A 25,950-nucleotide genomic window follows, 5' to 3' on the forward strand; every position below is an offset into this window, starting at 1 on the left:
GCGACAGCTAAGTGGCTGATCCGGTGAGGATTACTCCTCTTCCGCAACCTCTTCCTCTGCCTCAGCTTCGCCTTCAGCAGCTTCGCCCTCTTCAGCCTCAGCGACCTCAGGCTCGGGGATCTCCTCAGCCGCAACGATCGAGACCAGAACCTCTTCCGGATCCATCTCGTGCGTTACACCTTCGGGCATTTCCAAAGCGGAAACCGTGAGAGTATCACCCTCGGTCATCCCTTCAATGGAAAGCTCGAAGCTTTGCGGAATAGCAATAACCGGGGCCTTGACCAGGATCTCGAAGTGCTCCTGGTTTGCAACCATGTTGTCCTTGACCTCACCGTGGATAACCAACGGAACGGTTACCTCAACGGTCTCATCGCGACGAACCGCGAACATATCGACGTGCAGAATGTCACGACGCACCGGGTGACGCTGAATGTCCTTAACCAAAGCAAGCTGTTCGTTGCCATCAAACACGAGGTTAACTAGAGCGTTAGCACTGTCCTTAACTACAAGGAACGTCTCGTGACCAGGCAGGTCAAGGTGAATCGGCTCAACAAAATCAGAGTAAACAACAGCCGGAACTAGGCCTTCGCGGCGTGCGCGACGGGCAGCGCCCTTACCAAACTCGGTGCGAACCTTCGCTTCCATACGCGTAATATCAGCAGGCATTTCCCCTCCTAAGATCTCTCAAAATGAACGTGACCCCGGATGGTGGTGCGAAACAACGCGTTTCGAACGCCCTGTCGATAACGGCCAGCACTGCCAGCCCTCGCCGAGGCAACTTCAATAGTGTAGCGAAATTATGCGACACCGTCGAATAGTGACGTCACCGAACCATCGTCAAATACCTCACGAATTGCACGCGCAAGAAGCGGAGCGATGGAGAGGATGGTCAGCTTGTCGAATCGCTTGGCCGGAACAATCGGAAGCGTGTTTGTCACAACCACTTCCCTCGCGCCACATTCGGACAGGCGCTGGGTGGCCGGGTCCGACAGCACGCCGTGGGTTGCAGCCACGATCACGTTCTTCGCGCCCGATGCGAGCAGGACCTTCACCGCCTCCGCAATAGTGCCTCCCGTATCAATCAGATCATCAACGAGAACGCACTCGCGGCCCTCCACGTCACCAACTACACGGTTTGCAACAGAAACGTTCGGGCGCGTGGTGTCACGGGTCTTGTGAATAAAAGCAAGCGGAGCACCACCTAGCTTTTGCGACCACTTTTCTGCCACGCGGATACGGCCGGCATCGGGAGAAACCACCGCAACGTTAGAAAGATCAACGCGAGTACGAACATAGTCAACAAGGACCGGCATTGCCCACAAGTGATCGACCGGGCCGTCAAAAAATCCCTGTGCCTGGGAAGCGTGCAAATCGACCGACATGAGGCGATCCGCGCCCGCCGCCTTGAACAGGTCCGACATGAGGCGGGCCGAAATGGGTTCGCGGCCAAGGTGCTTCTTATCTTGGCGCCCATACGGATAGAACGGAGCCACAACGGTGATGCGCTTTGCACTTGCCCGCTTCAGCGCATCAATCATGATCAGCTGTTCCATCACCCACTTGTTGATGGGTTCGGTGTGGGACTGGATAACAAACGCGTCGCAGCCGCGAACAGACTCGTTAAAACGCACGTAGATCTCGCCATTTGCAAAATCGTACGCAGTGGTAGGCAAAACACCCGTTGTCAGTTCTTCTCCAACAGCCGCCGCCAGCTCAGGGTAGGCTCGCCCGGACACGAGGATCAGGCGCTTTTCACCGGTGGTGATGATTCCAGTCAATTTGATATCTCCTAAATGCGGTCGTGCAGCTGTTGGAAGGCGGGCAGAAGAGTGCCTGCTTCAACCTGCGTGTCATAGGCGAAGCAGTACGGCATGATGGAGCCCTCACCAACCTCTACATTACGTAGCGTTGAGTGAGGGCCAATCTGACAGTAAGAATCAATAAAAGTAGTACCTTCGAGAATACAGCCGGGCTCGATGGTCACATCCGGTGCGATTTCCACATCAACATCAATCCACGTTGAAGTTGGATCAACCACCGTCACGCCCGAACGCATGTGCTCCTCAAGGATCCGACGGTTCATCTCCGCACGAAGTTGGGACAGTTGGACGCGGTCATTACACCCTTGTGCCTGCCACTCGTCCTCGAGAATGAACGCCCCACATCTGCGGCCACGCCGGATGGCCGCTGAAATAGTGTCGGTCAAATAAACTTCACCCTGGTCGTTATCCGTTCCCAGCGTAGGGAGAACCTCGGCTAAGAAAGCCGCATCAAACGCGTATATGCCCGCGTTGATTTCTTTTACGGCCAATTCGTCTTCCTTGGCGTCGCGGTGCTCAACGATCTTCGTAACCGCGCCATCTTCTCGAATGATCCGGCCGTAACCAGTGGGGTCTTCCACAACTGTTGTTACAACCGTAACCGCATTCTTTGTGCTCTCGTGAGCTTCCCCCAGCTCGCGTAGCGTCTGCCCGGTGAGCAGTGGCACGTCAGCGGACGTCACAAACACGGTGCCCGCCAGCTCATCCACGTGTTTAGCGAGTTCCTCCAACCCGCATTGAACAGCGCGACCCGTACCCGGAATCTCATCCTGATCTGCAATCACAGCATCCGGCGCAAACTCCTGCACCATCTGCGCCACGCGATCACGCTGGTGCCGAATCACCACAACCTGCTTTGCCGCTCCGGACTCCTCTGCCGCAACAATTGCGTGCCCGAGAAGCGGACGGCCACACATTGGATGAAGAACCTTTGGAGTATTGGACTTCATACGCGTGCCCTGACCTGCGGCGAGGACAATAACAGCCAACGGGTTACTCACAATTCCCATCCTTTTGGTTTTGCAAAACCGCGAGAGGTGCGCCAACACCTTCGATCTTAATAGAAACAGGGGCTTTGAGGCGAAAAATTGGCTGGTAACCCACAGCGGATCATGGCAATAGCTGTATTTTTGCACAAAAGCGGCGCCCTTCCCCCGCCAAGCAATCTGGATAAGAGCCTGCATTATTACCCGCAATCCGTCTTACCCACGACGACGCACTTCTTTAAAACATCGATATTTTCCCGTTTTACCTCGCTTTAGGTAGTTCTCGTAAACGTCCTAAAGCATAGTGTTAGCGCCAAAATGACAGGTTCACCCAGTGCGATGAGCACCAGTATCATAGCTTGTGGATGACGGATGTTGTCACCACTTCACATTTCGATGCCTTGCTTCGCCCCACTTCGCCGAGCATCACAGGGAGATTTGGATTCCATAGACGCAGCGAACGTGGGAGAAGCAAACGATATCGCGGCATTGACAAAACGGATAATGCCGCTCGAACGCACAATCTATTGCCTGCTAGTTTAGAAATATAACCAAACTGCATGGGTCACCGAAGCTAAGGTAAGATACACGGCGCATTATCCCCTTGACGAATTGAATGATGTCGTCGGCCTTAAACGAAGCATTAGTGCAATCGGCTAGTATGCGTTAGCCGATTGCACTAATGAGAGCTAATGACCAGACGTAACCCGATCATCGTTCGTTTGGTCTTTACTCCGTTCGCATACTTACTGCGGTTTGTGCGGCAGCATTAGCGTCCCGAATACGGTCAGTGAGATCAGAATAGAACTCATCGAAGGGGTCCTTAATACCCCAGCCCCGACCCAGGTTTTCTATATATCCGCACCAATGCCAGCCAACGATCCAGGGCTCGGCCATGACTCTGGCAAGTCCTTGCGCGTAATCCTCTCCACGCTCGGCATGCGTATACATGTCACTAGTACGGTGCGGGTTCATCTCAGTGGGAACCCAGTTCCCGATATCGGCGATCACCACGGGCTTACCCGTGATGTCATGCCACTCACGGAGGTCGGAGATCATCTTCATGTACTCAGCCTCAGTTTTCCCGGTGAAGTACTGTACTGAGAGCACGTCGACGAACGGTATCATGGCGCGCAGCACAGCCTCGGGAACTCCCTTATTTCCGTTGTAGCGGTCACCGAGAATGAGATGGTTTGGATCATATCGACGAATCGCTTCAGTTACGGTCTTATAGTATTGCGTGGCCACCTCGAAGAGCTTCGCATCATGTTCTTCAGGAGATAGTCCTTCAAAACCGGGCCAGAAGCGACCTGAAGCGTGGGGTAGCCATGCAGGAATATCGACCAAAAAATAACCAATGAGGTTCCGGCTATTCTTGTGGTCGGATGTCATACGCCGCGCAATCCAGTCTGCATATTTCTGGAAATCTTCGCTGTACACGTCACGGAATGCTGGGTAACCATTCCAGTCCTCGATTTCCTGCACTCGGATCTGCACAATGTAGGGCATACCTGCATTGAGCAAGAGCTCGTCGGGCCAGGGAGACGAGTGGCCAAGATCAATGGGATCACCAAACCAGTCGAGAGCCTTGCCCCAATCTCCGCTAATGTACTGTCCTGTCCACCCGATGGTGTTGAAATTGAGGTCTTCAAGGTCTCGGACGACACCATTAGCCCAATTCCCACGCGTACCGTATTTCCGGTCAAATACATCCACGTTGTATGGATAGCGCAGATCGCTGTCATCGAGGTGGTTCAGCCCGAGAGATACGAATGGCGCGCCAACTGGATCTACGAACGCCCAGCCACCTGACTTATACTGTTGTATTCGAAAATATCCCGAACCTTCGCAAGCATAATTCCTTCCCATGATCCTCTCCTCGTAGAAGGTAAGTTATTACTTTTCACGCAATATCGTCAGGCACCACGACCGAGGAAATCCAGGTAAGCAGCTGCCAGGCCTTCAGGATCCTCCTCAGCAAGCTGGTGCCCCCACGGAAGAATCACAGCACTCACGTCCTCGGCGAGCTCGCGCATCTGCCGCTCATTGTCTTCCCCGATAAAATACTCGCTACCCACTGCGAGCACCGGCATCTTAAGTTTGGTTTTGGACACTTCTCGGATCTGATCAGCATCGTCCAGCGTTGCGCGATAGATCTCGCACATGCTCCGAATACCGCCAGGCGCAGAGTAGCAACGAACATATTCGTCCAGTGCATCCGGTGTGATTGCCTGCGGATTATGTGTTTCGTGCTTCATGAAGTAGTTGAAGTATTCCCTCTCCCTACCCGTTATTAGCATTTCTGGGAAATTCGGAACGCTGTAGAAGTTGATGTGCCAAAGCCAGACGTACGTGCTGACGTTCTCTCGAGTTAAGAAAGAATAATCCTCGAGACCAAATCCCGGAAGGATCATCTCCTGAAAAATCAGCTTCTTGACCCGCTCCGGGTACCGAGCAGCCAGTTGGTAAGCAAAAGCGGCGCCCCAATCTTCACCGGCAAGGAAGAACTCTTCATACCCCAAGTGCGTGGCTAGTTGGGCAATGTCCTCCGCCATGTTATTCATATCGAAGCCACCCGCTGGACGCTCCGAGTCACCGAGGCCGCGTAGATCCGGTGCAATAACCGTATAGTATGGCGTCAGAAGGGGAATCACTCGGCGCCAATGGTAAGAAGTTTTCGGCACCCCATGCAACAGGAACAGAGGTTCGCCTTCACCCGCCACGTAATAATGTAACCGTACTCCATTGACGAGCGCACGGCCGTGTTTAGCGGGCATTCCATTGTGATCAGCAATGACCTCCATGATTTATCTCCTTTGATAACTTGTGTACTTGATGTACTTGTGAAAGGAAATCTTTCATAACAGAATGAGGATTTTGCCTAAAGTTAAGGCAATTACAGGCCCGATCAGAGCTACTAGGAATCGAGCCCGACTTCGCATCTAGATGGGTTTTGATTCTTCTAGAATCACTCAGCGTCATGTCGCTGGTAGCGGCGCTGAACAAGGCTACCGTATCTCAATAACCCCGACTTTCAATGCACGTTACGCTCGGTTAGATGCCTTCGACTAACTGTTCGCAGTTATGCTCAAACAATCTAACTAGTTCTCGCCTAAGAATTCTCCCCCGCTAGTGGGGCTGAGATATCTCCTCCGACCTAGAGGGGGAGAATTCACGACGGAGTGTCCTTAATTAGTTGTTAGCGAACGCCGAGTCGAAAGCCGCCTGTGGCGGATCGAAGTTGAGGCTACGGACGAACTGCAGTGCGTCTGGCGCACCTACCAGTCGATCCATACCTGCATCCTCCCACTCGACTGAGAGAGGCCCGTCGTATCCGATATGATTCAGTGCTCGGATCGCGTCGCTCCATGGCACATCACCGTGTCCAACGGAAATGAAATCCCAGCCTCGACGAGGATCTGCCCAAGGCAAATGCGATGACAATCGACCGTTGCGCCCACCACTATGAAGCTTCGTGTCCTTGCAGTGAACGTGATAGATGCGGTCGGCAAAGTCCAACAGATATCCCACGCAGTCAATCTGTTGCCACATCATGTGTCTCGGATCCCAGTTGATCCCAAATGCCTCCCGATGGCCAATTGCTTCGAGTGTGGCCTTCGTGGTCCAGTAGTCGTAAGCAATCTCGCTGGGATGCGTTTCGTGTGCAAATCGAACACCCACCTCATCGAAAACGTCAAGGATTGGATTCCAACGATCCGCAAATTCTTGATACCCAGCCTGAATAACCGATTCAGCTACCGGCGGGAACATCGCTACGTATTTCCAGATGGGAGAGCCCGCGAATCCCGTTACGATCTTGATCCCCATCTTGGCTGCCGCACGAGCCGTATCAGCCATGCGCTGTGCTGCGCGGCTACGTACGCCTTCAGGATCACCATCGCCCCAGATATCCGCCGGAATCATGTCACGATGGCGATAGTCGATTGGATCATCGCAAACGGCTTGTCCCACAAGGTGGTTCGACAGTGCCCATGCTTTCAGTCCGTTACGTTCCAAAATTTCTAGGCGACCGGGAATGTAACTGTCGTCGTTCAAGGCCTTGTCTACTTCGAAGTGGTCGCCTGAACAGGCGATTTCGAGGCCGTCGTAGCCCCACTCTCCGGCGAGACGGCATACCTCTTCAAACGGCAAGTCTGCCCATTGCCCAGTGAATAGGGTAATTGGTCGGCTCATGGTTGCTCCTAATAAAAATTTATGGGAATACAGGTGCGGGCCCGTAAGGGCCCGCACACTATGGATTCTTACGAATCTACCTTCTGGACATTGGTCCATGCCTCACTAGCTGCAGACTCAACGATTGCGTCAGCAATCAGTGAAATCTGGTAGCCATCGCGGAAGCTTGGGTCTGCTTCATGTCCATTAACAATCGCGTTGACGAAGTCGTACGTCTCGATGATCTTGGTCTCGCCGTACCCGATGCCCAACGCAGGGATCGGCCACATGTTGGCACCGTACGGGTGGTTCGGTCCAGTGTAGATCGTGCGGAATCCACGCCTGTCAGCAGGATCATCGGAGAAGCACACCTGGAGCTCGTCGCGGCGCTCGTAGTTAAAGTAGATCGAGCCCTTCGTGCCGTGGATTTCAAGGGTAATGAAGTTGTTACGGCCCCACGCATTGCGCGTTGCCTCGAGCGAGCCAATGGCGCCGTTCTCGAACTTCAACATCGTAACGATCTCGTCATCAACATCAACCGGGGCCTTGGGGCCGCCGCCCTTCGCGTTACCCAGCGAGTCTACACCGCTGTCCTGCTTAGGACGCTCAGGAATCCAAGTAGCCAGCATGGAATTGACCGCCGAAATCTCACCGACGAGGTAGCGGGCCATGTCAACTACGTGCGTGCCGATGTCACCAAGCGCGCCCGAACCGGCGACGCTCTTCTGGAATCGCCAGGACAACGGGGATTCCGGATCCGCGCTCCAATCCTGCAGGTAGGTGCCGCGGAAGTTCAGGATCTCACCAATAGAGCCTTCCTCGATGTACTTCTTCGCGAGTGCGACCGCAGGAGTACGACGGTAGTTGAATGCCGCCATATTCACTACGCCGGCCTTCTTAGCAGCTTCGTACATACGACGAGCGTCTTCGGACGTGTTCGCCAAAGGCTTCTCGGAAATAATGTGCTTGCCTGCTTCAGCAGCAGCGATTGCTGCCTCAGCGTGCATGTTATTAGGCGTGGCGATATCGATGACGTGGATATCCGGATCTTCAATCAAGTCGTGCCAATCCGCGGTCGACTCTTCAAATCCGTACTGGTCTGCGACGCTCCGTGCGCGTTCCTCAGTGACGTCGGCAAGCGCCTTGCGTACTGGGATGGCCGGCGCTGGCCAGAAAAACATCGGCATCGCTGCGTAGGCAAGGGAATGGGCCTTGCCCATGAATCCGCCGCCAATAAGTCCAACGTTTAGCTTCTCCATGGTCATGTTCCTTACTTTCCTTCGTAGCTGAGACCGAACTCTTCAAATAGAGCATCGATCCGGGTCTTGTTTAGGGCTGCTGCCCCCTTGGGGTCCTCGTGGGCATCCAATTCGATGACGACCCAACCGTCGAACTTAGCGTCTGCAAGTTCTTTAACAATTGCGCGCATGTCCATGACGCCATCACCGAGAGGCTTGAAATCCCATGGTTCGGGCTGAAAATCCTTGAGATGAACGATCGGCATACGGTGAGCCCACTTCTTCACTACAGCGGCAGCATCCGAGCCAGCTGCAGCGATGTGACCCGTGTCGGGGCAGAATGCGATCTTAGTGCGCTCTAGCAAGGTGTCGATCTGCTCCGCGGTTTCGCAGATAGTGCTCAAGTGGGGGTGATACACAGCCACAAGGCCCTTTTCGGCCGCCATGTCATGGATCTTGTCTAGAGCCTTGCCAAGAAGGGTGTAATCTTCATCAGTCGTTCCGGTGGCGCGCTTCGCACCTCCACCAACAACTAGGAAAGTCGCGCCGGCAGCAACGGCAACGTCGATAGCCTGCTGAACCCTGTACAATTCTTCCGGAAGCACATCTGGGTAGATGAAGTTACCACCGGTGTAAACGCCTGACAGCTCCAGATTGGCATCCTTAAGTGCCTGTTTAAAAGTAGACATGTCGTCGACGAAATCCATGACGTTTCCATCGAAGATTTCGATTCCCTGGTAGCCACACTCACCGATCTCGCGGATGGACTTCAGGGTGTCGCCTTCTGAGCGATAGAAAAGGTCCTTAATGCTGGTAATTCCCGTGGCATCACCGACAATCGGACCCCACGTGTTTGATTCGTAACCAAGCTTCACTACAATGTTCCTTTCTTGGGTTACTAGTTGCTTATATGGTCGGAATGTACTGACTCCCACGACCGGGAGCGAGACGATGCGATGACGGCATCTGTCAGCTGGGCTGCGCGGAGTCCATCATCGAAGGTAGGAAGCCCGTCGACGTCTTCGCCGGAGAGCTTGCGATATACATCGTTTATGAGGAATGTAAATGCCTCTCGATATCCTTGCGGGTGGCCCGCTGGAGAGTGTGAGTAGCTACTTGCAGCGGGTTGGGATGTGTTCGGGTCGCGCATAACCACGACATTCTGTTCCCGTCCACCAACCCACAGCTGCTCTGGGTTTTCTTGATCGAAAGCGTAGGAAGCTTCCGTACCATCGAATGAGAAAGCCAAGCGGTTCTTCCGGCCAGGAGAAACCTGGCTGGTAACCACGCTACCCGTCGCGCCCTGATCTGTCTCGAAAAGGACGACACAACCGTCTTCAGTTCCTTGACGTTCCTGGAAAGCGTTCGCCATATTGGCACTCACCTTAACGATGCGATGGCCGGTAACGAATTCCATTAGGTCACACCAGTGAACGCCAATATCAGCGAAGGCGCGGGAGGCGCCTCCTACTCGAGGATCCACCCGCCAGTTGGTGTCGCTGGCTCTAGATAGCCAGTCCTGAAGGTACGAGCCGTGTAGCATCCACAGCTTTCCCGCATCACCGCGAGCAATGCGAGCGCGGGCCTCTCTAACATTGGCGTGGAAACGATAGACGAATGGTACAGCGGTTATTGCACCTAGCTCTGTGGCCTTACGTTGCAGAGCTATCGCGTCGTCTACCGTAGTCGCGAGCGGCTTTTCGCATATGACCGCCTTACCCGCATCAAGCGCAGCCATGGCTAGCTCAGCGTGAGTAGCGTTAGGCGTGCAGATATGGACTACGTCAATGTTGGGATCATTAATAAGTTCGAGCGGGTCACGGCTACTGCGCTCAGCGCCGAGCTGAGCGGCCGCTGTTTGAGCATTATCACCGAAGGTGTCGGTCACCATCGCAAGGTGGCCCCCGGCAGCCCGTACAGAGTAAGCATGAATCCTGCCGATCATGCCCGCGCCGACAATGCCTGAGGAGAACTGTTTACGAGTCATGTCACTTCTTCCTTGCAAGTGCAACGGCGAGAATGATGATGATGCCGCGAACAACCTGCTGCTGACTAGAGTCGAGGCCTGCAAGAATCAGGCCATTGTTGATTAGGCTCATGAGTAACGAGCCGAATAGCGTGCCGATAATCGCGCCGGAACCACCATAGAGGCTGGTACCACCAAGGATAACGGCGGCGATAGCCGACATCTCGTCGCCTTGCCCCCACTGGAATCGACCGGAGTGCAGTCGACCGGCATAGAGCATGCCTGCAAGCGATGCCGCCATACCGGAGATGAGCAGGACATAGAATTTCATTCGCTTCGTCTTAACGCCGGCATACTCTGCCGCCTGACGGTTGCCACCCGTAGCAAGAACCTGCCTACCAAACTTGGTGCGGTTGAGAACCACCACGCCAACGACGACAGCGATTGTCATCCAAATAATTAGACCCGGAATCGGCCCGACATTGCCGCCTCCGAAGATCTGAATGTAGGTTTCATCGATAATCGGCTGCGGCGCAGACGCGGTAATCCACTGGGCGAGCCCGAATGCAATACCCATCATGCCGAGCGTTACGAGGAAGGAAGGGATCCCCAGTGTACTGACCAGTGCGCCGTTTACACCACCAATGAGGGCACCAACCGCGAGACCAGCGATAATTCCAGGAACAAGCCCGTACGCCGCTATGGTCATCGCTGTGACAACACTAGCCAGACCTGCAATCGAACCGACACTAAGGTCGATCTCGGCACATCCGATCACGAAAGTCATTGCGACAGCCATCACCGTGATTGTTGCGGCTTGGCGGAAAATATTGACCAGGTTATTTCCAGTAAGGAAGCCTTCCTGACCTAAAAAGGCTGCAAAGAAAATAAAAATTACAACGAATGCAATGTAGATTATGTAACGTCGCCAGTCGACTTGACTGACACGCCGCACCAGTGACGGCGACACGGCAGTTTCGACAGTGGAACTCGCCATGGTTATCCTCCTAGAACCATAAGCTGGAGAGCTTCCTCATCCGGGATGTCCTCCCGGTTGAGATCCTCGACAATCGCGCCGCGGCGCATGATGAGAATGCGGTCACTGACTGCGAGAAGCTCGGGGTACTCGGACGAGATCACGATGACACCAACGCCTGTATCAGCAAGCTCACGAATCATCTCAACGATCTCGGTTTTGGTGCCGATATCGACACCGGCAGTGGGCTCATCCAGAATCAACACCTTCGGTGACGTTCCGAGCCACTTTGCAATGACAACTTTCTGCTGGTTACCACCAGAAAGGCGATTTACAGGCTTGCCGGGGTCTTGAACCTTTACCCCGAACTGCTCGATAAGTTGCTCAGCCTTGTCACGGCTGCGCTTCGGGTCGACAAGCATTCCTCGTTTCACATCGTCCAGGATCGGCAGTAACAGGTTCTCGCGTACGGAGTGCTCCAGCATGAGGCCCTGTTCTCGTCGGTCTTCGGGAACCAGAACAATACCGGCATCGATAGCGTCCTTAGGGTTCCTAATGCTTACCTGTTTGTCCGCGATCAGAATCTCACCGGAATCAATGCGATCAACGCCGAAGAGAGCCCGTGCGAGTTCTGTACGGCCGCTACCTATCAGGCCAGCGAGACCGACAATCTCTCCCCTACGCACAGTGAGCGAGACATCCTTAAGGTCGCTACCAACGGTGATATCACGGGCCTCCAGTAGCACCTCGTCGCTGACCGTCTCGCGAGCCTTATACACCAGTTGGCCTTCAACCTGCTTTCCAACAATACCTTCGACAATTTGCTCTGGAGTCACCTCATCGAGACGTTTCGTCAGTAGGCGCCTCCCATCGCGAAGAATCGTGATGCGATCAGCAATACGATAAATCTCGTCCATGCGGTGTGAAATATAGATGACCGCAATGCCCTGAGATTTCAGACGCTCGATCAGCTCAAACAGAGCCTCCACCTCATGCTTAGCGAGGCTGGCACTCGGTTCGTCCATAATAAGTACCCGAGCATCCTGCACCAGCGCCTTCGCAATCTCGGTAAGCTGCCAATAAGCAGTTGAGAGGGTGCGGACCTCGGCCTTTGGGTCGATGTCGACTCCCATACTATTCAGGATTTCGCGCGCCCTAACTCGAGCGGCACGATCATCGATTAATCCGAGCTTGGTGCGAGGTTCAGAAGTTAGCGAAATATTTTGGGCCACGGTGAGGGTTGGAACCAGACTGAACTCCTGGAAAACCATACCTATTCCTGCGGCTTTCGCTTCCTGCAGGGTATCGATTTTCGTGGCTTTCCCGTTGACGAAGATCTCGCCAGAATCTTTGGAATAGACACCCTGCAGGATCTTCATCAACGTGGATTTACCCGCCCCATTGCCGCCCGCCAGAGCGTGGACTTCACCGGGATTCACCTCGAAATCGACGTCGCGAAGGACGGGAACACCACCAAAGCTCTTGTGAATGCCCTGCATTCTGATGATTGCGCGGTCGTTGTCAACAACGTCGCCATCGATCGTAGTTGCGTTGGCTTCCATTACAGTTACTTCCCTGCGGCTTCCACAAGATTGGTCGGAGCTTCTTCACCGAAAACGAGTTTCCAAGAGTCAACAACGTTGTCATGATCAACGGCAACGGCGCCCAACGCAACGTAAGGCGGAGCCTCCTTACCAATCAACGAACCTACGGCAAGGCGTGCCTCCGTGATGCCCTGATCATAAGGACGCTGCGCACCAAGTCCGATGACGAGGTCATTCTTGGCCATCGCTAAAGCCACGTTGGTGCCGAGGTCTTGCGTTGCAATTTTGAGATCTAGGCGACCAGATTCACGAGCCGCTGCCATGACGCCTTCCGCGGGCACATCCCAGACCGCCCAAATACCTGATAGATCAGCGTGGCGTGTCAGCATCGCATTCGCGGCGGCCTGCGCATCACCGGCGAAATCCGGTCCCGCGATACCTTGTTCCGCAACTATTTCGATGTCCGGGTATTGCTCTGTGATCGTGCTCTTGAAGCCTTCGTATCGCTGTTGTGTTACAAAGAAGTCTGCCTCATGGAAAATAAGCCCAATTTTACCCTTGCCGCCCAGTCCTTTTGCCATCAGGTGCGCAGCTGCGACACCATTGCCTTCATTATCAGCGGAGACCATGGACACATAGTCCTTACCTGGTTCTAGTCCCTCGGGGACGTTGTCCATGAATACGAGTTTGATACCCGCATCAGCAACCTTTTTATAGGCCGCACTCGTTGCCACCGGATCCGTAGGGATCGATACGATGATGTCGGGATTCATAGCCATAACGGTCTCAATGTCAGAGACTTGCTTGTCAGGTTTGAAGTTGGCGTCAGTGATCGCCAAGATTTCAACCCCCAGTCTGCCGAACTCATCCTTCAGACCCTTGATCTGGGCGTTGGCCCAGTCGTTGCCGCCGTAGTGCATGACAAGGGCAGCCGATAGCCCCATGTCCTTCACCTGGGCGACTTCTTCGTCAGTAAGGTCACTCACACTCGCCTGCGCGGCTTCTTCGCCGTGCGGCCCCTTACTGAGTACCTTCTCAGCCATCTCCGCGAGGACTTTGTCCACCTTCGCGTCGATTTCAGGATTACTCTCTGTGACACTGCCCCCTTCAGTGGAGCAACCACCGGTGAACAGCAACGTCGCAATCGCAACCGGGGCCAAGAGCTTCCGAAGTGATCGGTTCATATCGAACTCCTTTTATCGTGCATCATCGCACTTTTGCATTACAAATACTAACTTATGTGCTTTGCGTGCATAAGTCAACCCTTCGGTTACACTTACCTTTAAGATCTGTAATTCAAAGGAGCAATCTACGTGAGTCCTGTACACAGCTGGGAACTCCCTCAGGGGGGGCTTCAAAGCTTGGTTTCAGTGTTAGATCTCATCCGTAGTGGCGAAGCAAAAACTCGCCCAGAGTTGGTGCGGCAAACCCAATTGGCGCGCAACGTGATCACGGATCGCGTTGAACGTCTGCAGGCATTGGGACTAGTGCGTGACGGGGATCTGCAACGATCGACAGGAGGGCGAGCACCGAGGTCACTCGAATTAGTACCCGACGCTGGTCTCGTATACGCTGCGGAGCTCGGAGCTACGAGGCTAGACGTAGGCATCGCGAACCTTTCTGGGGAAATTCTTGCCTCGGAAGAGATGCCGATCGACGTCAAGGAAGGGCCAGTCCACACACTTGAGACCGTCTTTCGCGCACTTACCAATCTCAGCTCGGGGATGGAGCCCCGGGTATGGGGAATGGGAATCGGATTGCCTGGCCCAGTTGAATGGGAATCGGGTAGGCCATACGCCCCACCGATCATGCCAGGGTGGGATGGATTCGACGTGCGAGGATTCTTCTCGGATCAGGTAGGGTGCCCTGTGTGGGTGGATAACGATGTCAACATGATGGCCGTGGGAGAGCTCCGCGCAGGTGTTGCCCAGGGGTACGAAGACGTCGTGTACATGAAGGTTGGAACCGGCATTGGCGCAGGCATCGTATCTGGAGGCAAACTCCAACGTGGCGCACAGGGGGCAGCCGGGGATATTGGACACATCTCGGTGGCATCAGGAGGAACCGAGTTATGTCGTTGCGGTAACTACGGTTGCTTGGAGGCAGTTGCTGGCGGCGCAAAACTCATTGGAGCGCTCGAGGATGCGTTGAACGACCCAGACGCATCACAGCTTGCACAATGTTGCGCCTCCAATGGGCATACTGTTGAGGCCATTGTGCGTGCTGCACGTTTCGGGGACCCCATAGCAATTCGATTGCTTGTGGAATCCGCCCGCACAGTAGGCGACGTCCTCGCACAACTGGTCAACTTACTCAACCCAGCGATGATCGTTGTAGGCGGTCGCGTCGGACGTTCGCTTGACCTGTATCTCGCCACACTTCGTCAGGCAGTGCTGCGCAGATCGGCACCGCTAGCGACAAGGTCGTTGGATGTGGTGGTATCACCCCTGGGGGAACGTGCTGGGCTTGTGGGAGCAGCGTTTACAGCCATTGACCAGTTGCTTTCAGCAGAGGGCATCGCACGGCTCCTGCAGCGTCAATCTCTTGAAGAAGTTGTGTGACCAACCCTTAAAAATCAAGAGGAGATGAAAGGCCAAATACTCCACAAGTCTTTACAACGACGCCTAAACGATCTTCCCTGACCAGGCATATCCACCTGTCTGGCACCAGATAACAACCAGGCAAGGAACTCCTCAAGACGCTTAGCAGTGTTGTCAATACTGTTAAGCCCACTCACGTCACAAGTCCGACAACGCCACCGCTGCCGCCCCACACTGGTGTAACCATGACGTGTCATCTTCGCATTGCAAATTGGGCAAGAAGGAATACTCATGCACACGAACACAACACGAGCAACTCAAAACGCGACTTTCTCGCGTCGTAACAGGCAAAAACCTGCCCTCTATCAACACATCCTGTTCGACCTGGCAGTTGAGGCGAACCAACTCAAAACTCCAGTTTCACCCGCCACAGGTCACACAAGCCCACCACCAAAACACTTCAACCAACAAGCCCCATGGGAAGACGGACTATTAATCAGAAAAGGCTGGGCAGGCAAATACAAACCCTAAACCAACACAACACGCCACCAATAGACACACAATTTGTCCGGTAACCCCGAAACCGAGCCTGGTATTAAAAAAGCTCCCACGTTTTTGCGTGGGAGCAACCGTTCCGCCCCTAGGATTCGAACCCAGACCTCAAGGCACCAAAAGCCTGTGTGCTGCCGTTACACTAGGGCGGAAAGCCACAAGTCATTGTGCCATACTTTAAAGCTGAGCACCTAAACGAAAGCAGTGCTAGTGACGTAAGTAAAAATGCCCGTGGGGGCGGAGGAAATAAAGTGGCTGCGAAAAGAACCCGGCTAAGCGCAATCGAACGCCGCGAACAACTCATCACCACCGGACGTTCAGTTTTTGCCGCCCGAGGTTTCGACGCCACCACCGTAGAAGAAATCGCCAACAAAGCCGGGGTGACAAAACCCGTTGTGTACGAGCACTTCGGCGGCAAAGAAGGCCTCTATGCAGTGGTCGTTGACCGGGAAGTGCAACTCCTTGTCACCACTATCACCAACTCCCTCAATTCAGCCGACCACCCGCGCCGCATCGTGGAGAACACCGCGCTGGCCCTCCTCGACTATATTGACGACCACACCGACGGCTTCCGCGTGCTGGTGCGAGACGCTCCCCTCAACCGCTCCGAAGGCTACTACTCGTCCGTGATCGGCGACGTGGCCAACAAGGTTGAGCACCTTGTTGCCGCCCGTTTCAAAGAAGCCAAACTAAACGCCAAAGCCGCGCCGATCTACGCGCAAATGCTGGTCGGTCTCATCGCCCAAGTTGGCCAATGGTGGCTAGAAGAACGTAGCCCTGACAAGAAAACCGTGGCCTCCCACATTGTTAACCTCACTTGGCTCGGCCTACGAAATCTGCACCCCAACCCGCAGTTACTTTGCGACTGCGAATAGGGCAAACTTCCAAAGCGACAGAGACAAAAGTCTTGATTTCAAGTATCTTTGAAGTGTGAGAGAGAACAAACGCATACCCGTCCCCACTCCGGACGATGAGGTGGACCGCATCGTCAGCTCTTGGCAAAAAGAGCGGCCCGACCTTGACTCGACTCCTATGCTCGTCTTCTCCCGCATCACGCGGCTAGCGCGCCACCTTGACCTTGCGCGCCGAAACGCGTTTTTATCGCACGGCCTCGAACCCTGGGAATTCGACGTCCTATCGTCCCTGCGCAGGTCCGGTAGCCCATACGCGCTCACCCCGGGCGTCCTCATGAACGAACTCCTCGTTTCATCTGGAACCATGACCAACCGCATCGACCGGTTGGAAGCCAAAGGACTTGTTGAACGATCTCCGTCCCCATCTGACCGGCGTGCCGTTCTGGTGTCGCTCACCGTCGAAGGTCGCAAACGCGTGGATTCTGCGCTCAAATCACTACTTGACGACGAGCGCAAGCTACTAGTTGGGATTAGCGAAGAGGATGAACAAACACTCTCCCTGCTCTTAAAGCCCCTGCTACTCGCATTTGACTCCTAACGCATTTTGAACCCGCTCCCAAACCCCACCAACTAACTGCAGTTATAACTACGAATTACTTGCAATCTGACATGTACGCGACGAAGAGGAAATCTTGAGCAACGAAAATCCCACGCCACAAGCTGCGGCGAGCGCCGCGCAAAGTATTCACAGCACGCGCTTTGACGGGCCGCCCATCGCGATTGACGCTCGCGGCCTCACAAAAGTTTTTGGCAACACCATCGCGGTTGGAAACCTGACCCTGGGCATCCCGCGCGGATCTTTCTATGGCCTCGTAGGGCCAAACGGGGCTGGCAAAACCACTTTCCTTTCTATGGTTACGGGAATGCTTGTGCCAGACGCTGGAACCGCATACATTTCCGGCGTAGACATTTGGGATCAATCCGAAGAAGCCAAAGCCATGCTCGGCGTTCTGCCCGACGGATACCGGCTGTTCGACCGTCTCTCCGGCGCCGCCCTGGTGGAATACATGGGCATGCTTCGAGGGCTCGACAAAGACACTGCCCGCACTCGCGCCGGCGAGCTACTCGAAGCACTCGGCTTGGAAAACACCGGCAAAAAGCTTGTGGCCGACTACTCGCAGGGCATGACAAAGAAAGTTGCGCTCGCCTGCGCCCTCGTACACGGACCGAAAATTGTTGTCCTCGACGAACCATTTGAATCGGTAGACCCAATCTCGGCGGCCGGTATTCGCAGTCTCCTTACCGAATTTGTGGAGGCGGGAGGCACCGTGGTGCTTTCCTCACACGTGATGGACACGGTGGAAAAACTGTGCGACCACGTCGCTATTTTGAATCACGGTCAAGTGCTCGCGGCCGGCACCACCGAGCAGGTATCAGCCGGAAAGAGCCTAGATGAGCGCTTCCGTGAACTGGTAGGCGGCGTGAAAGAAACGGGAGGTCTGGATTGGTTGCGTCAATAATCGGCCTCAAACTTCGCTCAATGTGGAACAACCTCACCCAAAAGTGGTGGAAGTTAGTTCTCGTAATCCTGGCCACGCTCTACTTTGGCGGATTCCTCGGCTTCATCTTAATCGCGCCGCTAGTGATCCTAGACGCCGGATTGACAACCCCCTTCATCCAGGTTGCCGTCCTGGCGGGCAGCGCGGTTGGCCTTGCATGGGTGGTAGCACCCGTATTTGGCATGGGACTTGACGCCACTACCGCACCGAAATCCTTCGCCCCATACGTTGCGCCCACCAGATCGCTTTCGCGGGCGCTACTTTACTCTTCACTGGCAGGGCCCGGCGGCCTCATCACATTCCTTGTTTTCGTTGCCGGCACCGTGGGACTCTTCAAGGTAGACCAGCCACTCTACGGCGCGTTGTCCATTGTGCTAATGCCTTTTGCTCTCCTCTCCCTCGCCCTCGTGTCACAGTTTCTCAACTTCTGGTTTGCCGCCCGCGCTGAAGTCTCTCAAGGCAGACGCGACATGATGCAAATGGTTGGCGTAGTCCTGTTAGTGGCGGTCATGTGGGGTTTTTCCTACTTCATGTCAACCTTCGCTGAAGGTGGCATTCACTTCGACTTTGTCACGCTGGCCAACGTGGCGAAGTGGACGCCGTTTGCGGGCATCGTATCCATCCCCTACCTTCTTGTAAGTGGCGAGCTGATCCCCGCCCTCGTGCAAGTGGCTTACGCGGCGGCAATTTTTGCGTTTCTAGGAGCCGGCTGGCACTCACTTGTTCGCGGTGAAATGGTGGGACGAGCGCATCAGCTAAGCAGCGAAGCTAAGCAGGCAGTAGCCGCAGGCCAAAGCGTTGTGGATCCAGCTTTGGTGACCACTGAGACCAACAATGTTGCCGGCCTGGACACGCAGTTAAAGTCTTTGAACTTCTGGCTAAAACTGGGCCTCAACCCGCCCACTGCCGCGATAGCCGCACGAAACCTTCACATGTGGGTTCGCGACGCGCGCCTTGCCCCCTCCCTCATCATCATGATCATGATGCCGATTTTGGGGCTCGGCTTTTCACTAACCCCCGCAGGCGCGGCTACCGGGTGGTTCATGTTCGTGTTCACTCCCCTGATTTTCGGCCAGAACACGGGCATGCTTATCTCCTACGACTCAACCGCCTACTGGATGCACGTAAGCGCGGGAGTAACCGGACGAGCCGACCGCTTTGGCCGCCTTTTCGCGTCACTGCCCGCACTGCTTGTGGTCTCAGTGTTCAACGGCGTGCTCGCCTCCATTGCCCTGCCCATTGGGCAGTCCTGGTTTGCCCTCACCATCGGCTCATTCATGCTCGGCCTATTGGTTGCAAGCATCATGTCTGCCGTAACCGGATACCGCACGTTTGGCGTGCAACCGCCAGGAACATCAACCATGTCAACGAAGGGTACCGCAAACCAGATGGCTACCATGATTGGCGGCATTATCGTATTCCTCATCGGTAGCTTGCTGATGGTTCCACCAGTGCTTGCCCACATTTATTTGGCGTCCATCATCACCTCGCCCGCAGTTTACCTACTGGCAATGGTGTGGACGCTCGCGATCAGCTACGCAGCCCTACGCATCGGAGCCAGCCTGCTTGAACGCAACCAGGCCGCCATTTTGCAACAGATCAAGAGCTGGCCCGGACACTGAGGCGAGCTACTTGGCGCGCTCGGCGGCTTCTGCGGCCTCGAGCCACGCCATTTCTAACTCCTCGTGTTCGCTTTGAGCATCTTGAAGCGCAGCTGAAACCCGGGCCATCTGCGCGATCTGCTCGCCCGAGGGCTCCGGGTTGGCCGCGAGCGCTTCTAACTGGGCCTCGTACTTGTCTATCTGGCTGGCTAGGCGATCCATTTGCCGCTCAATGCGGCGCGCCTCCTTCTGCGCCTCGCGAAACAGTTGTGCATCAGAGGTCTTCTGTGTGCCCGAGTGATTCTGCGCCGGGTCTTTACCCCTCTCTTCGCGGTTCCCATCTGCCCAGTGCGACGTGCCTTTACCAGCCACGCCGCCCATCCCCGCCTCGCGCATCTGCAAATACTGCTCCACACCACCGGGAATGGCACGCAGCTTACCGTCGCCGAACAGGGCCAGCTGGTGAGTGGTGGTGCGCTCCAACAGGTAGCGATCGTGAGAAACCACTACGAGCGTGCCCGGGAACGTGTCCAGCAGGTCTTCCATCGCCGCAAGCGTGTCAGTGTCGAGGTCATTGGTAGGCTCATCCAGTAAAATCACGTTCGGCTCGGACATGAGCAGGCGCACCAGCTGTAGCCGGCGGCGCTCCCCGCCCGAAATGTCAGCAACCGGAGTCCACGCCCTACTGCGCGTGAAGCCAATGCGTTCAACCAGCTGGGAGGCAGACACCTCCTTGTCTCCAATCACCACGGACTGTGCCACGTCAGCCACGGCCTCAACCACTCGCCTATGCGCCACCGCGTCCAGTTCGTGCGTGTCTTGCGACAGGGCGCGCACCTTCACGGTTTTGCCGCGCTTCACCCGCCCCGAATCTGGCTCCACCTCGCCGCTCAGCAGGCGCAGTAGCGTAGTTTTTCCTGCACCGTTCACGCCCACAATGCCTACGCGTTCAGCCGGCGCCAGGCGGTAAGTCACGTCCGTAAAAATCGTGCGCTTCTCCTCGCCCTCACCAAAGGCTAAAGACACGCCCTCCAGGTCAATCACCTGTTTACCCAAGCGTGCGGTAGCCATGCGCACCAGTTCAACCTCATCGCGTGGAGGCGGCTCATTAACGATCAGCTCTTCGGCGGCCTCAATACGAAAACGCGGCTTCGAAGTGCGGGCGGGCGCGCCGCGACGTAACCAGGCAAGCTCCTTGCGGAGCAGATTCTGCCGCTTTTGTTCCGCGAGAGCGCTCTGACGAGCCCGCTCGGCGCGGGCCAAAATGTAAGCCGCATAAGAGCCCTCGTACATTTCGATTCGCCCCGGAATCTGCGGGCGTGAACCTCCCGGATCAATCCCCGGAACAACCTCCCACACGTGGGTGCATACTGCGTCTAGGAACCAGCGGTCGTGTGTCACCACGATCAGCGCGCCACTATTGCGGCCTGAACCGTCGCGCGGGCCCATCCGCTGATTCAAATGCTTAGCTAGCCAAGCTACGCCCTCCACGTCCAAATGATTCGTTGGCTCATCCAACACGAGGACGTCCGCCGGACGGCCCTCCACTACACCTGCGGACAAAACCCGCGCCAAGTTCACGCGCCGACGTTGCCCACCCGAAAGCTCGCTCATCTTCGCGTCCAGATCAATATCGGCCAGCAGACCGTCATGGACGTCCCTAATCGCGGGCACAGACGCCCACTCGTGCGCCGCGAGGCCGGGGTGAATCACGCTTTGAACCGTCTGCTCGCTAATAGAGTCGCGCTGAGACAAGTGAGCGAACGTGACGCCATCACGCACAATTATCTGGCCGCTGTCTACCTCACGTACCCTCGCGAGCATGTCTAACAGCGTGGTTTTACCTGCCCCGTTCGGGCCGAGCACGCCAATGCGATCCCCGTCTGCTACCGAAACCGAAATGTCAGCCAAGATCTTGCGCGATCCACCAACCGCGCCAATGCTTTGCGTTCCAAAAAGATGCGCCATTACTCCACCTTTGCCGGCTTGGCGGGGCCGGACACCACCAGCGTCTTTTCCACCTGGCGCTTGCCCGCCAGACGCTGCGCGATCTGTTGCGCATGCTCCCGGCTCCTTGCCAACGCTGCTACCGTTGGGCCCGAACCGGACAGCAAAACCGCGAGCGGCCCGGCCTCTTCAATCACCTTCCACGCTTGCCTAAGCGTGGGGTGCATGTTCAATGCCGTTTCCTGCAAGTCGTTTTCCAGCACGCCCACCAGTTGCGGGGCGTCCTCAAGCACGCGCAAATCGTCCTCGCGCAAACTCGTGGGGAGCGCGCCCCTGCCTCGCCCCTGCGCGTCAAACTCTTTGAACACGGCAGGCGTTGATAGGCCCTGCCGCATCGTGCACATCACCCAGTGGTGCCGGGCAGTATCTGGCCCATCCAGTCGCGTCATGTGGTCGCCGTATCCTCGGCCCAGACTAATCCCACCCTCTAAACACGCCGGCACATCTGCACCAAGACCACGGGCGATCTCATGCATACGCTCACGATCGAGGTTTAATCCCAGGAGTTTATCAACCGCCACGAGGGTTGCGGCCGCATCGGCGGAACCACCGGCCATGCCACCAGCTACCGGAATGCGCTTTCCTATCTCCACCTCGAGAACGTGACCGGACAGGATTCCTGGAATACCCAACTTTGCGGCCTCGAGGATCAACGCCTTTGCCGCCCGGAACGCCAAATGCTTATGAGGATCTAAATCCGTCAGATCTGCGCCATGCGTGTGCACCACGATTGGCATACCGAGACGGGCGTGTTCCGCAGTTTGCGGACGGAAACGAACGGTGGCGCGCTCGCGAATATTCAACGTTTCAAAAATCGAATAAAGCGGATGGTAGCCGCGCTGATCAGGTTCACCCACCAGGAGGACAAGATTCACCTTGCCCGGCGCACTCGCTGTAATCACGAGGCGCTCTGCTTCAACTCGTTGCGAGCCTTAGCTAACGCCAAGAACTCGTCGATATCCAACACTTCGCCACGCGCCGACGGATCAATACCCGCGTTCTCCAACAACGCATCTACGTCCACATCCGCCCACTTCTTCAAAGCTGCGCGAAGCGTCTTGCGGCGCTGGGCAAACGCGGCGTCTACAACCGCGAATAATTCTTGGCGCGTAACCCCGGCCAACTCCGCTGCCGGCAAAGCATCGGCCTCATAACGCGAAATGCGCACCAGCGAAGAATCGACGTTTGGGATCGGCCAAAACACGCGGCGAGAAATAGTGCCCGCCAGCTCAGCATCGCCATACCAAGCGACTTTGACGGACGGCACGCCGTAAATCTTTGAGCCAGGCTTAGCGCTCAGACGCTGCGCGACCTCTGTTTGCACCATCACCAAAAGCTCACGGATGGAGGGGAAGTTGTCCAACACGCCCAGGATGAGCGGCACCGCAACGTTATACGGCAGATTTGCCACGAGGCGGGTGGGAGCCTCCCACTCTTGCGCTTCGCCCGTGACGGGCTTCGCCTCGTTGAGGCGCTCCAAAGTGGTGACCTTCAAAGCATCCGAGTGCAGAACACGAAGGGGCGCGCCCGGCGCATGCCCGGTTGCCGTGGCCGGTAGAGCCGTTGCCAAAACAGGGTCAATCTCAATCGCTGTGACGCGCGCGCCGGCCTCCAACAAACCCAGAGTCAAAGATCCAAGACCCGGACCAATCTCCAACACATGCTCGCCAGCGTCAACATTCGCAGCTTTCACAATCTTGCGAACCGTACCGGCGTCATGAACGAAGTTCTGCCCCAGCGTTTTTGTAGGTTGGATGTGAAGGGCCGCGCAAATCTCGCGCACATCCCTTGGCGTTAACAGCTTAACTTCGCTCATACAACCATTCTACCGGGCAGACACAGACACAAATTACTAGGGGAAGTGGCAGCTGAGCTACCACTTCCCCTAGTTACGCTCTGGTTTAGCGCAATCCAAGACTCGACGAGCAGGCTGGCCACTGCCCCCAACCCGCGCGCTGTTGCAGAATCTGGGCGCGCATCGTTTGCTCCTCAGCCGAAGCATCCGACGGCAGGCCGCTACCGCCTACCGCTTGCCACGTAGGTAGGGAGAACTGGTACAAACCGTAGAAACCATTACCCGTGTTCGTTCCCGGATTACCACCGGACTCACACTGCGCCAATGCCGACCAAACACCGGCCGGCGCTGAACCCGTACCCGACCCCTGCTGCGGGGCAGGTGCCGTCGCTGCGGCCCCCGCCGGGCGCTTCTTGGTGCCGCGCTCAACGATCTTGTCGGTAGGCTCCTCACGCTCCTGAGAAATCTGCGTAGAGACAAGCACTTCACTGCCACGCTTCTGCTCATACTTGACAGTGGTGACCTTGCCCTTCTGGCCCTCCTGTGCAACGCGGGTCTGCCCCTCGTAAAGCTCATCCGTGTCCCGCTCAACAGTGTTGAAATCAAGTTCCTCAACGTCGGTTACCGTGCCGCGAGTTTGGCGCACGATATTCACCTTTACATCGCCCTCACCGGTTTCTAAGAAAACCTGGTCAATGGGCGACGGCGTAACGTTTGCAGCTTCCAGGATCTGCGGCACCGTGGCATCTTCTGGAACCACAACAGACTTGGCCTCACCATCAATCACGACGCTTACGGTGCCAGCCTCGTTAAGAACTGCGGGCAACTCCTCGCGAACACTCGAACGATTCGCAGCGAGGGCAACGTTACGACCCGAGTCAGCAAACACGCTCATTACGCCTTCAAGCGAATCAGCGGTGGACCAAACCTCAGAGCGGCCCTTCTCATCGTGGATCGTGTAAGGCTTTGCAGACGTGAACGTAATCGTCTGCCCCTTTTGCACCGGAGCCGAGACTGCGGGAGTCACGAGGTCATGCTTGCCAACCTTCACGCCAGCTGCCTCCAGCGCACCACCAACCGTGCCACCCCAAACCGTTACGATCGAAGTTGCGCCGTCAGCGTTCACAAGGACATCAGTTCGCATAGAAGCGATTGAAACACCAGCCGTAGCTACTAGCGCCAACGCAGACGCAGCCGCAACGGACTTGATGGTTGTTTTTGACGCGTTCGTTGCCCAACCGGCAGACGTTACTTCATTAAAAGCCAAATCTTTACCTCTTGCGTAGATAACTAACTGCCCCTACCGTAACCAGATCGTTATAGAAATAGGAAGAGAACTCACCGGCAAATTGTGCAAGCTCACACAAAGTTTGTGCCCTTACTTACAAAGCCCTTCAAGCAGAAAAGATATTGCCGTACACTGCCTCGCTATTTCTGCGGAGCTGTTCGAGCGCATCCTCTTCGCTAAAGCCCCACATCTGCGCAATAAAGCGAACCGTGTGCGCAATAACGTATGAGGCGTTCGGCTGACCGCGATGCGGTACAGGAGTTAGGTAGGGAGCGTCGGTTTCGACCAGGATACGATCGGGCGAGAGCGCCTGGAAGGCCCCGCGCAGCTCATCGTTTGCCGCAAACGTTAACGACCCTCCAAACGAGGCATACCACCCGTTCTTTTCAACGTGGTTCGCGAGCTGAGTCCCTCCGGAAAAGCAGTGGAACACGATCGGGGTATGTCCCTTATCCGCCCCCGTGTCATAAAGGACGTCCAAGCACTCTTGATGCGCATCCCGGTCATGAATCTGCACCGGCAGTGCGCGCTCAAACCCCATGCGCAAATGCGCAGCAAATGCGTCCTTCGCAGCTTTTAGCCCCGCATCGGCAGTGCGGAACAAGTCGATACCGGTTTCCCCTACCGCCACAATAGCCGGGTCATCCAATCGGCTTTCCACCGCTGCAAGAGCCTCATCTAGCGGCACGTGATGCTCTTTCAGCTCGTGATCCCAACCGTCAGCCGCCACGTCCAACACGCCTGCATGCAGGGGCGCCTCATTAGGATGCAACGCTACGGCCGCGCGCACCCGGGGAAAACCAGCTGCGGATGCGAACCTGTGGGCAAGCTCGATGGTGGGGTCGAAATCTGGAATCTCACAGCCCACAGTAATCAGACTGCTAACTCCCACCTCGCATGCGCGACGTAGCTGCTCTTCAAGAGAAAGCTTGGCCCCGCCCACTTTGGGGATTTCCCACTCCCCAATCGGCAAGTGCGTGTGATTATCGAGGACGGGGCTAGCCAAAGGAGCGGGGGTATCTGGCCAGCTGCGTGACTTCTTTCTACTCAT

24 protein-coding genes and 1 tRNA gene are annotated in these 25,950 nt (G+C 55.8%); 6 read left to right on the forward strand and 19 right to left on the reverse strand.

The window, feature by feature from the left end; all coding sequences use genetic code 11:
- Positions 1 to 30: 30 nt before the first annotated feature.
- From HMPREF9238_RS03375 to HMPREF9238_RS03390, 4 genes are all read right to left on the reverse strand, one after another.
- Entirely contained in the window at positions 31 to 666 is a 636-nt protein-coding gene (locus HMPREF9238_RS03375; protein ID WP_016444041.1) for a 50S ribosomal protein L25/general stress protein Ctc, read from the reverse strand.
- 131 nt (positions 667 to 797) lie between these two features.
- Positions 798 to 1,778 carry a ribose-phosphate diphosphokinase gene (locus HMPREF9238_RS03380; protein ID WP_016444042.1) on the reverse strand — a complete coding sequence of 327 codons (981 nt, stop codon included), beginning with the start codon at positions 1,776 to 1,778 and terminating at the stop codon, positions 798 to 800.
- 11 nt (positions 1,779 to 1,789) lie between these two features.
- Complete coding sequence (locus HMPREF9238_RS03385) at positions 1,790 to 2,821, reverse strand: bifunctional UDP-N-acetylglucosamine diphosphorylase/glucosamine-1-phosphate N-acetyltransferase GlmU (RefSeq protein ID WP_040316676.1); 1,032 nt, start codon at positions 2,819 to 2,821, stop codon at positions 1,790 to 1,792.
- 714 nt (positions 2,822 to 3,535) lie between these two features.
- Entirely contained in the window at positions 3,536 to 4,315 is a 780-nt protein-coding gene (locus HMPREF9238_RS03390; protein WP_198009462.1) for a glycoside hydrolase 5 family protein, read from the reverse strand.
- A 39-nt stretch (positions 4,316 to 4,354) separates the two neighbouring features.
- Between HMPREF9238_RS03390 and HMPREF9238_RS08960 the strand changes: the two genes are divergently transcribed.
- Complete coding sequence (locus HMPREF9238_RS08960) at positions 4,355 to 4,618, forward strand: hypothetical protein (protein WP_198009463.1); 264 nt, start codon at positions 4,355 to 4,357, stop codon at positions 4,616 to 4,618.
- Between the two features lie 104 nt (positions 4,619 to 4,722).
- On the opposite strand, the gene HMPREF9238_RS03395 is transcribed toward HMPREF9238_RS08960, so the two are convergent.
- The 8 genes from HMPREF9238_RS03395 to HMPREF9238_RS03430 form a co-directional block, all read right to left on the reverse strand.
- Complete coding sequence (locus HMPREF9238_RS03395) at positions 4,723 to 5,610, reverse strand: alpha/beta fold hydrolase (RefSeq protein ID WP_016444045.1); 888 nt, start codon at positions 5,608 to 5,610, stop codon at positions 4,723 to 4,725.
- A 388-nt stretch (positions 5,611 to 5,998) separates the two neighbouring features.
- Complete coding sequence (locus HMPREF9238_RS03400) at positions 5,999 to 7,000, reverse strand: sugar phosphate isomerase/epimerase family protein (protein ID WP_016444046.1); 1,002 nt, start codon at positions 6,998 to 7,000, stop codon at positions 5,999 to 6,001.
- Between the two features lie 68 nt (positions 7,001 to 7,068).
- The gene (locus HMPREF9238_RS03405) at positions 7,069 to 8,238 is read right to left on the reverse strand and encodes a levoglucosan dehydrogenase (RefSeq protein WP_016444047.1); all 1,170 of its coding nucleotides are present in this window, start codon (positions 8,236 to 8,238) and stop codon (positions 7,069 to 7,071) included.
- A gap of 11 nt (positions 8,239 to 8,249) precedes the next feature.
- Positions 8,250 to 9,092, reverse strand: a complete 843-nt coding sequence (locus tag HMPREF9238_RS03410) for a sugar phosphate isomerase/epimerase family protein (protein ID WP_016444048.1) — start codon at positions 9,090 to 9,092, stop codon at positions 8,250 to 8,252.
- 23 nt (positions 9,093 to 9,115) lie between these two features.
- Positions 9,116 to 10,204, reverse strand: a complete 1,089-nt coding sequence (locus HMPREF9238_RS03415; RefSeq protein ID WP_016444049.1) for a Gfo/Idh/MocA family protein — start codon at positions 10,202 to 10,204, stop codon at positions 9,116 to 9,118.
- A 1-nt stretch (position 10,205) separates the two neighbouring features.
- The gene (locus HMPREF9238_RS03420) at positions 10,206 to 11,180 is read right to left on the reverse strand and encodes an ABC transporter permease (RefSeq protein ID WP_016444050.1); all 975 of its coding nucleotides are present in this window, start codon (positions 11,178 to 11,180) and stop codon (positions 10,206 to 10,208) included.
- A 2-nt stretch (positions 11,181 to 11,182) separates the two neighbouring features.
- The gene (locus HMPREF9238_RS03425; protein ID WP_016444051.1) at positions 11,183 to 12,721 is read right to left on the reverse strand and encodes a sugar ABC transporter ATP-binding protein; all 1,539 of its coding nucleotides are present in this window, start codon (positions 12,719 to 12,721) and stop codon (positions 11,183 to 11,185) included.
- 5 nt (positions 12,722 to 12,726) lie between these two features.
- Entirely contained in the window at positions 12,727 to 13,887 is a 1,161-nt protein-coding gene (locus tag HMPREF9238_RS03430; protein ID WP_016444052.1) for a substrate-binding domain-containing protein, read from the reverse strand.
- Positions 13,888 to 14,073: 186 nt separating this feature from the next.
- Here HMPREF9238_RS03430 and HMPREF9238_RS03435 point away from each other — a divergent pair, with 186 nt between their 5' ends.
- Positions 14,074 to 15,264 (forward strand): ROK family protein, encoded by a 1,191-nt coding sequence (locus HMPREF9238_RS03435; RefSeq protein WP_198009464.1) that lies wholly within the window; start codon positions 14,074 to 14,076, stop codon positions 15,262 to 15,264.
- 14 nt (positions 15,265 to 15,278) lie between these two features.
- Here HMPREF9238_RS03435 and HMPREF9238_RS09210 read toward each other — a convergent pair whose 3' ends face one another.
- Entirely contained in the window at positions 15,279 to 15,536 is a 258-nt protein-coding gene (locus HMPREF9238_RS09210) for a transposase-like zinc-binding domain-containing protein (RefSeq protein WP_434056923.1), read from the reverse strand.
- A gap of 339 nt (positions 15,537 to 15,875) precedes the next feature.
- A tRNA-Gln gene (locus tag HMPREF9238_RS03440) sits at positions 15,876 to 15,947 on the reverse strand.
- Between the two features lie 99 nt (positions 15,948 to 16,046).
- Here HMPREF9238_RS03440 and HMPREF9238_RS03445 point away from each other — a divergent pair.
- The 4 genes from HMPREF9238_RS03445 (at position 16,047) to HMPREF9238_RS03460 (ending at position 19,830) form a co-directional block, all read left to right on the forward strand.
- Positions 16,047 to 16,670, forward strand: a complete 624-nt coding sequence (locus HMPREF9238_RS03445; protein ID WP_016444055.1) for a TetR/AcrR family transcriptional regulator — start codon at positions 16,047 to 16,049, stop codon at positions 16,668 to 16,670.
- Positions 16,671 to 16,725: 55 nt separating this feature from the next.
- Positions 16,726 to 17,247, forward strand: coding sequence for a MarR family winged helix-turn-helix transcriptional regulator (locus tag HMPREF9238_RS03450; RefSeq protein ID WP_016444056.1), 522 nt, complete (start codon positions 16,726 to 16,728; stop codon positions 17,245 to 17,247).
- A gap of 145 nt (positions 17,248 to 17,392) precedes the next feature.
- The gene (locus tag HMPREF9238_RS03455; protein ID WP_040316680.1) at positions 17,393 to 18,169 is read left to right on the forward strand and encodes an ABC transporter ATP-binding protein; all 777 of its coding nucleotides are present in this window, start codon (positions 17,393 to 17,395) and stop codon (positions 18,167 to 18,169) included.
- On the forward strand, positions 18,154 to 19,830 hold the full coding sequence (locus tag HMPREF9238_RS03460) for a hypothetical protein (RefSeq protein WP_016444058.1): 1,677 nt from the start codon (positions 18,154 to 18,156) through the stop codon (positions 19,828 to 19,830). The genes HMPREF9238_RS03455 and HMPREF9238_RS03460 overlap by 16 nt, the downstream gene beginning before the upstream one ends.
- A 6-nt stretch (positions 19,831 to 19,836) precedes the next feature.
- On the opposite strand, the gene HMPREF9238_RS03465 is transcribed toward HMPREF9238_RS03460, so the two are convergent.
- The 5 genes from HMPREF9238_RS03465 to HMPREF9238_RS03485 form a co-directional block, all read right to left on the reverse strand.
- Positions 19,837 to 21,777: an ABC-F family ATP-binding cassette domain-containing protein gene (locus HMPREF9238_RS03465; protein WP_016444059.1), complete on the reverse strand. Its 1,941-nt coding sequence runs from the start codon at positions 21,775 to 21,777 to the stop codon at positions 19,837 to 19,839.
- Positions 21,777 to 22,718 (reverse strand): 4-(cytidine 5'-diphospho)-2-C-methyl-D-erythritol kinase, encoded by a 942-nt coding sequence (ispE, locus tag HMPREF9238_RS03470; protein WP_016444060.1) that lies wholly within the window; start codon positions 22,716 to 22,718, stop codon positions 21,777 to 21,779. The genes HMPREF9238_RS03465 and ispE overlap by 1 nt, the downstream gene beginning before the upstream one ends.
- Entirely contained in the window at positions 22,715 to 23,632 is a 918-nt protein-coding gene (rsmA, locus tag HMPREF9238_RS03475; protein WP_016444061.1) for a 16S rRNA (adenine(1518)-N(6)/adenine(1519)-N(6))-dimethyltransferase RsmA, read from the reverse strand. The genes ispE and rsmA overlap by 4 nt, the downstream gene beginning before the upstream one ends.
- 85 nt (positions 23,633 to 23,717) lie before the next feature.
- Positions 23,718 to 24,878: a resuscitation-promoting factor gene (locus HMPREF9238_RS09120; protein WP_016444062.1), complete on the reverse strand. Its 1,161-nt coding sequence runs from the start codon at positions 24,876 to 24,878 to the stop codon at positions 23,718 to 23,720.
- A 127-nt stretch (positions 24,879 to 25,005) separates the two neighbouring features.
- Complete coding sequence (locus HMPREF9238_RS03485; RefSeq protein ID WP_016444063.1) at positions 25,006 to 25,950, reverse strand: TatD family hydrolase; 945 nt, start codon at positions 25,948 to 25,950, stop codon at positions 25,006 to 25,008.

Origin of the sequence: Gleimia europaea ACS-120-V-Col10b, from assembly GCF_000411155.1 — a bacterium.
Taxonomy (GTDB): domain Bacteria; phylum Actinomycetota; class Actinomycetes; order Actinomycetales; family Actinomycetaceae; genus Gleimia; species Gleimia europaea_B.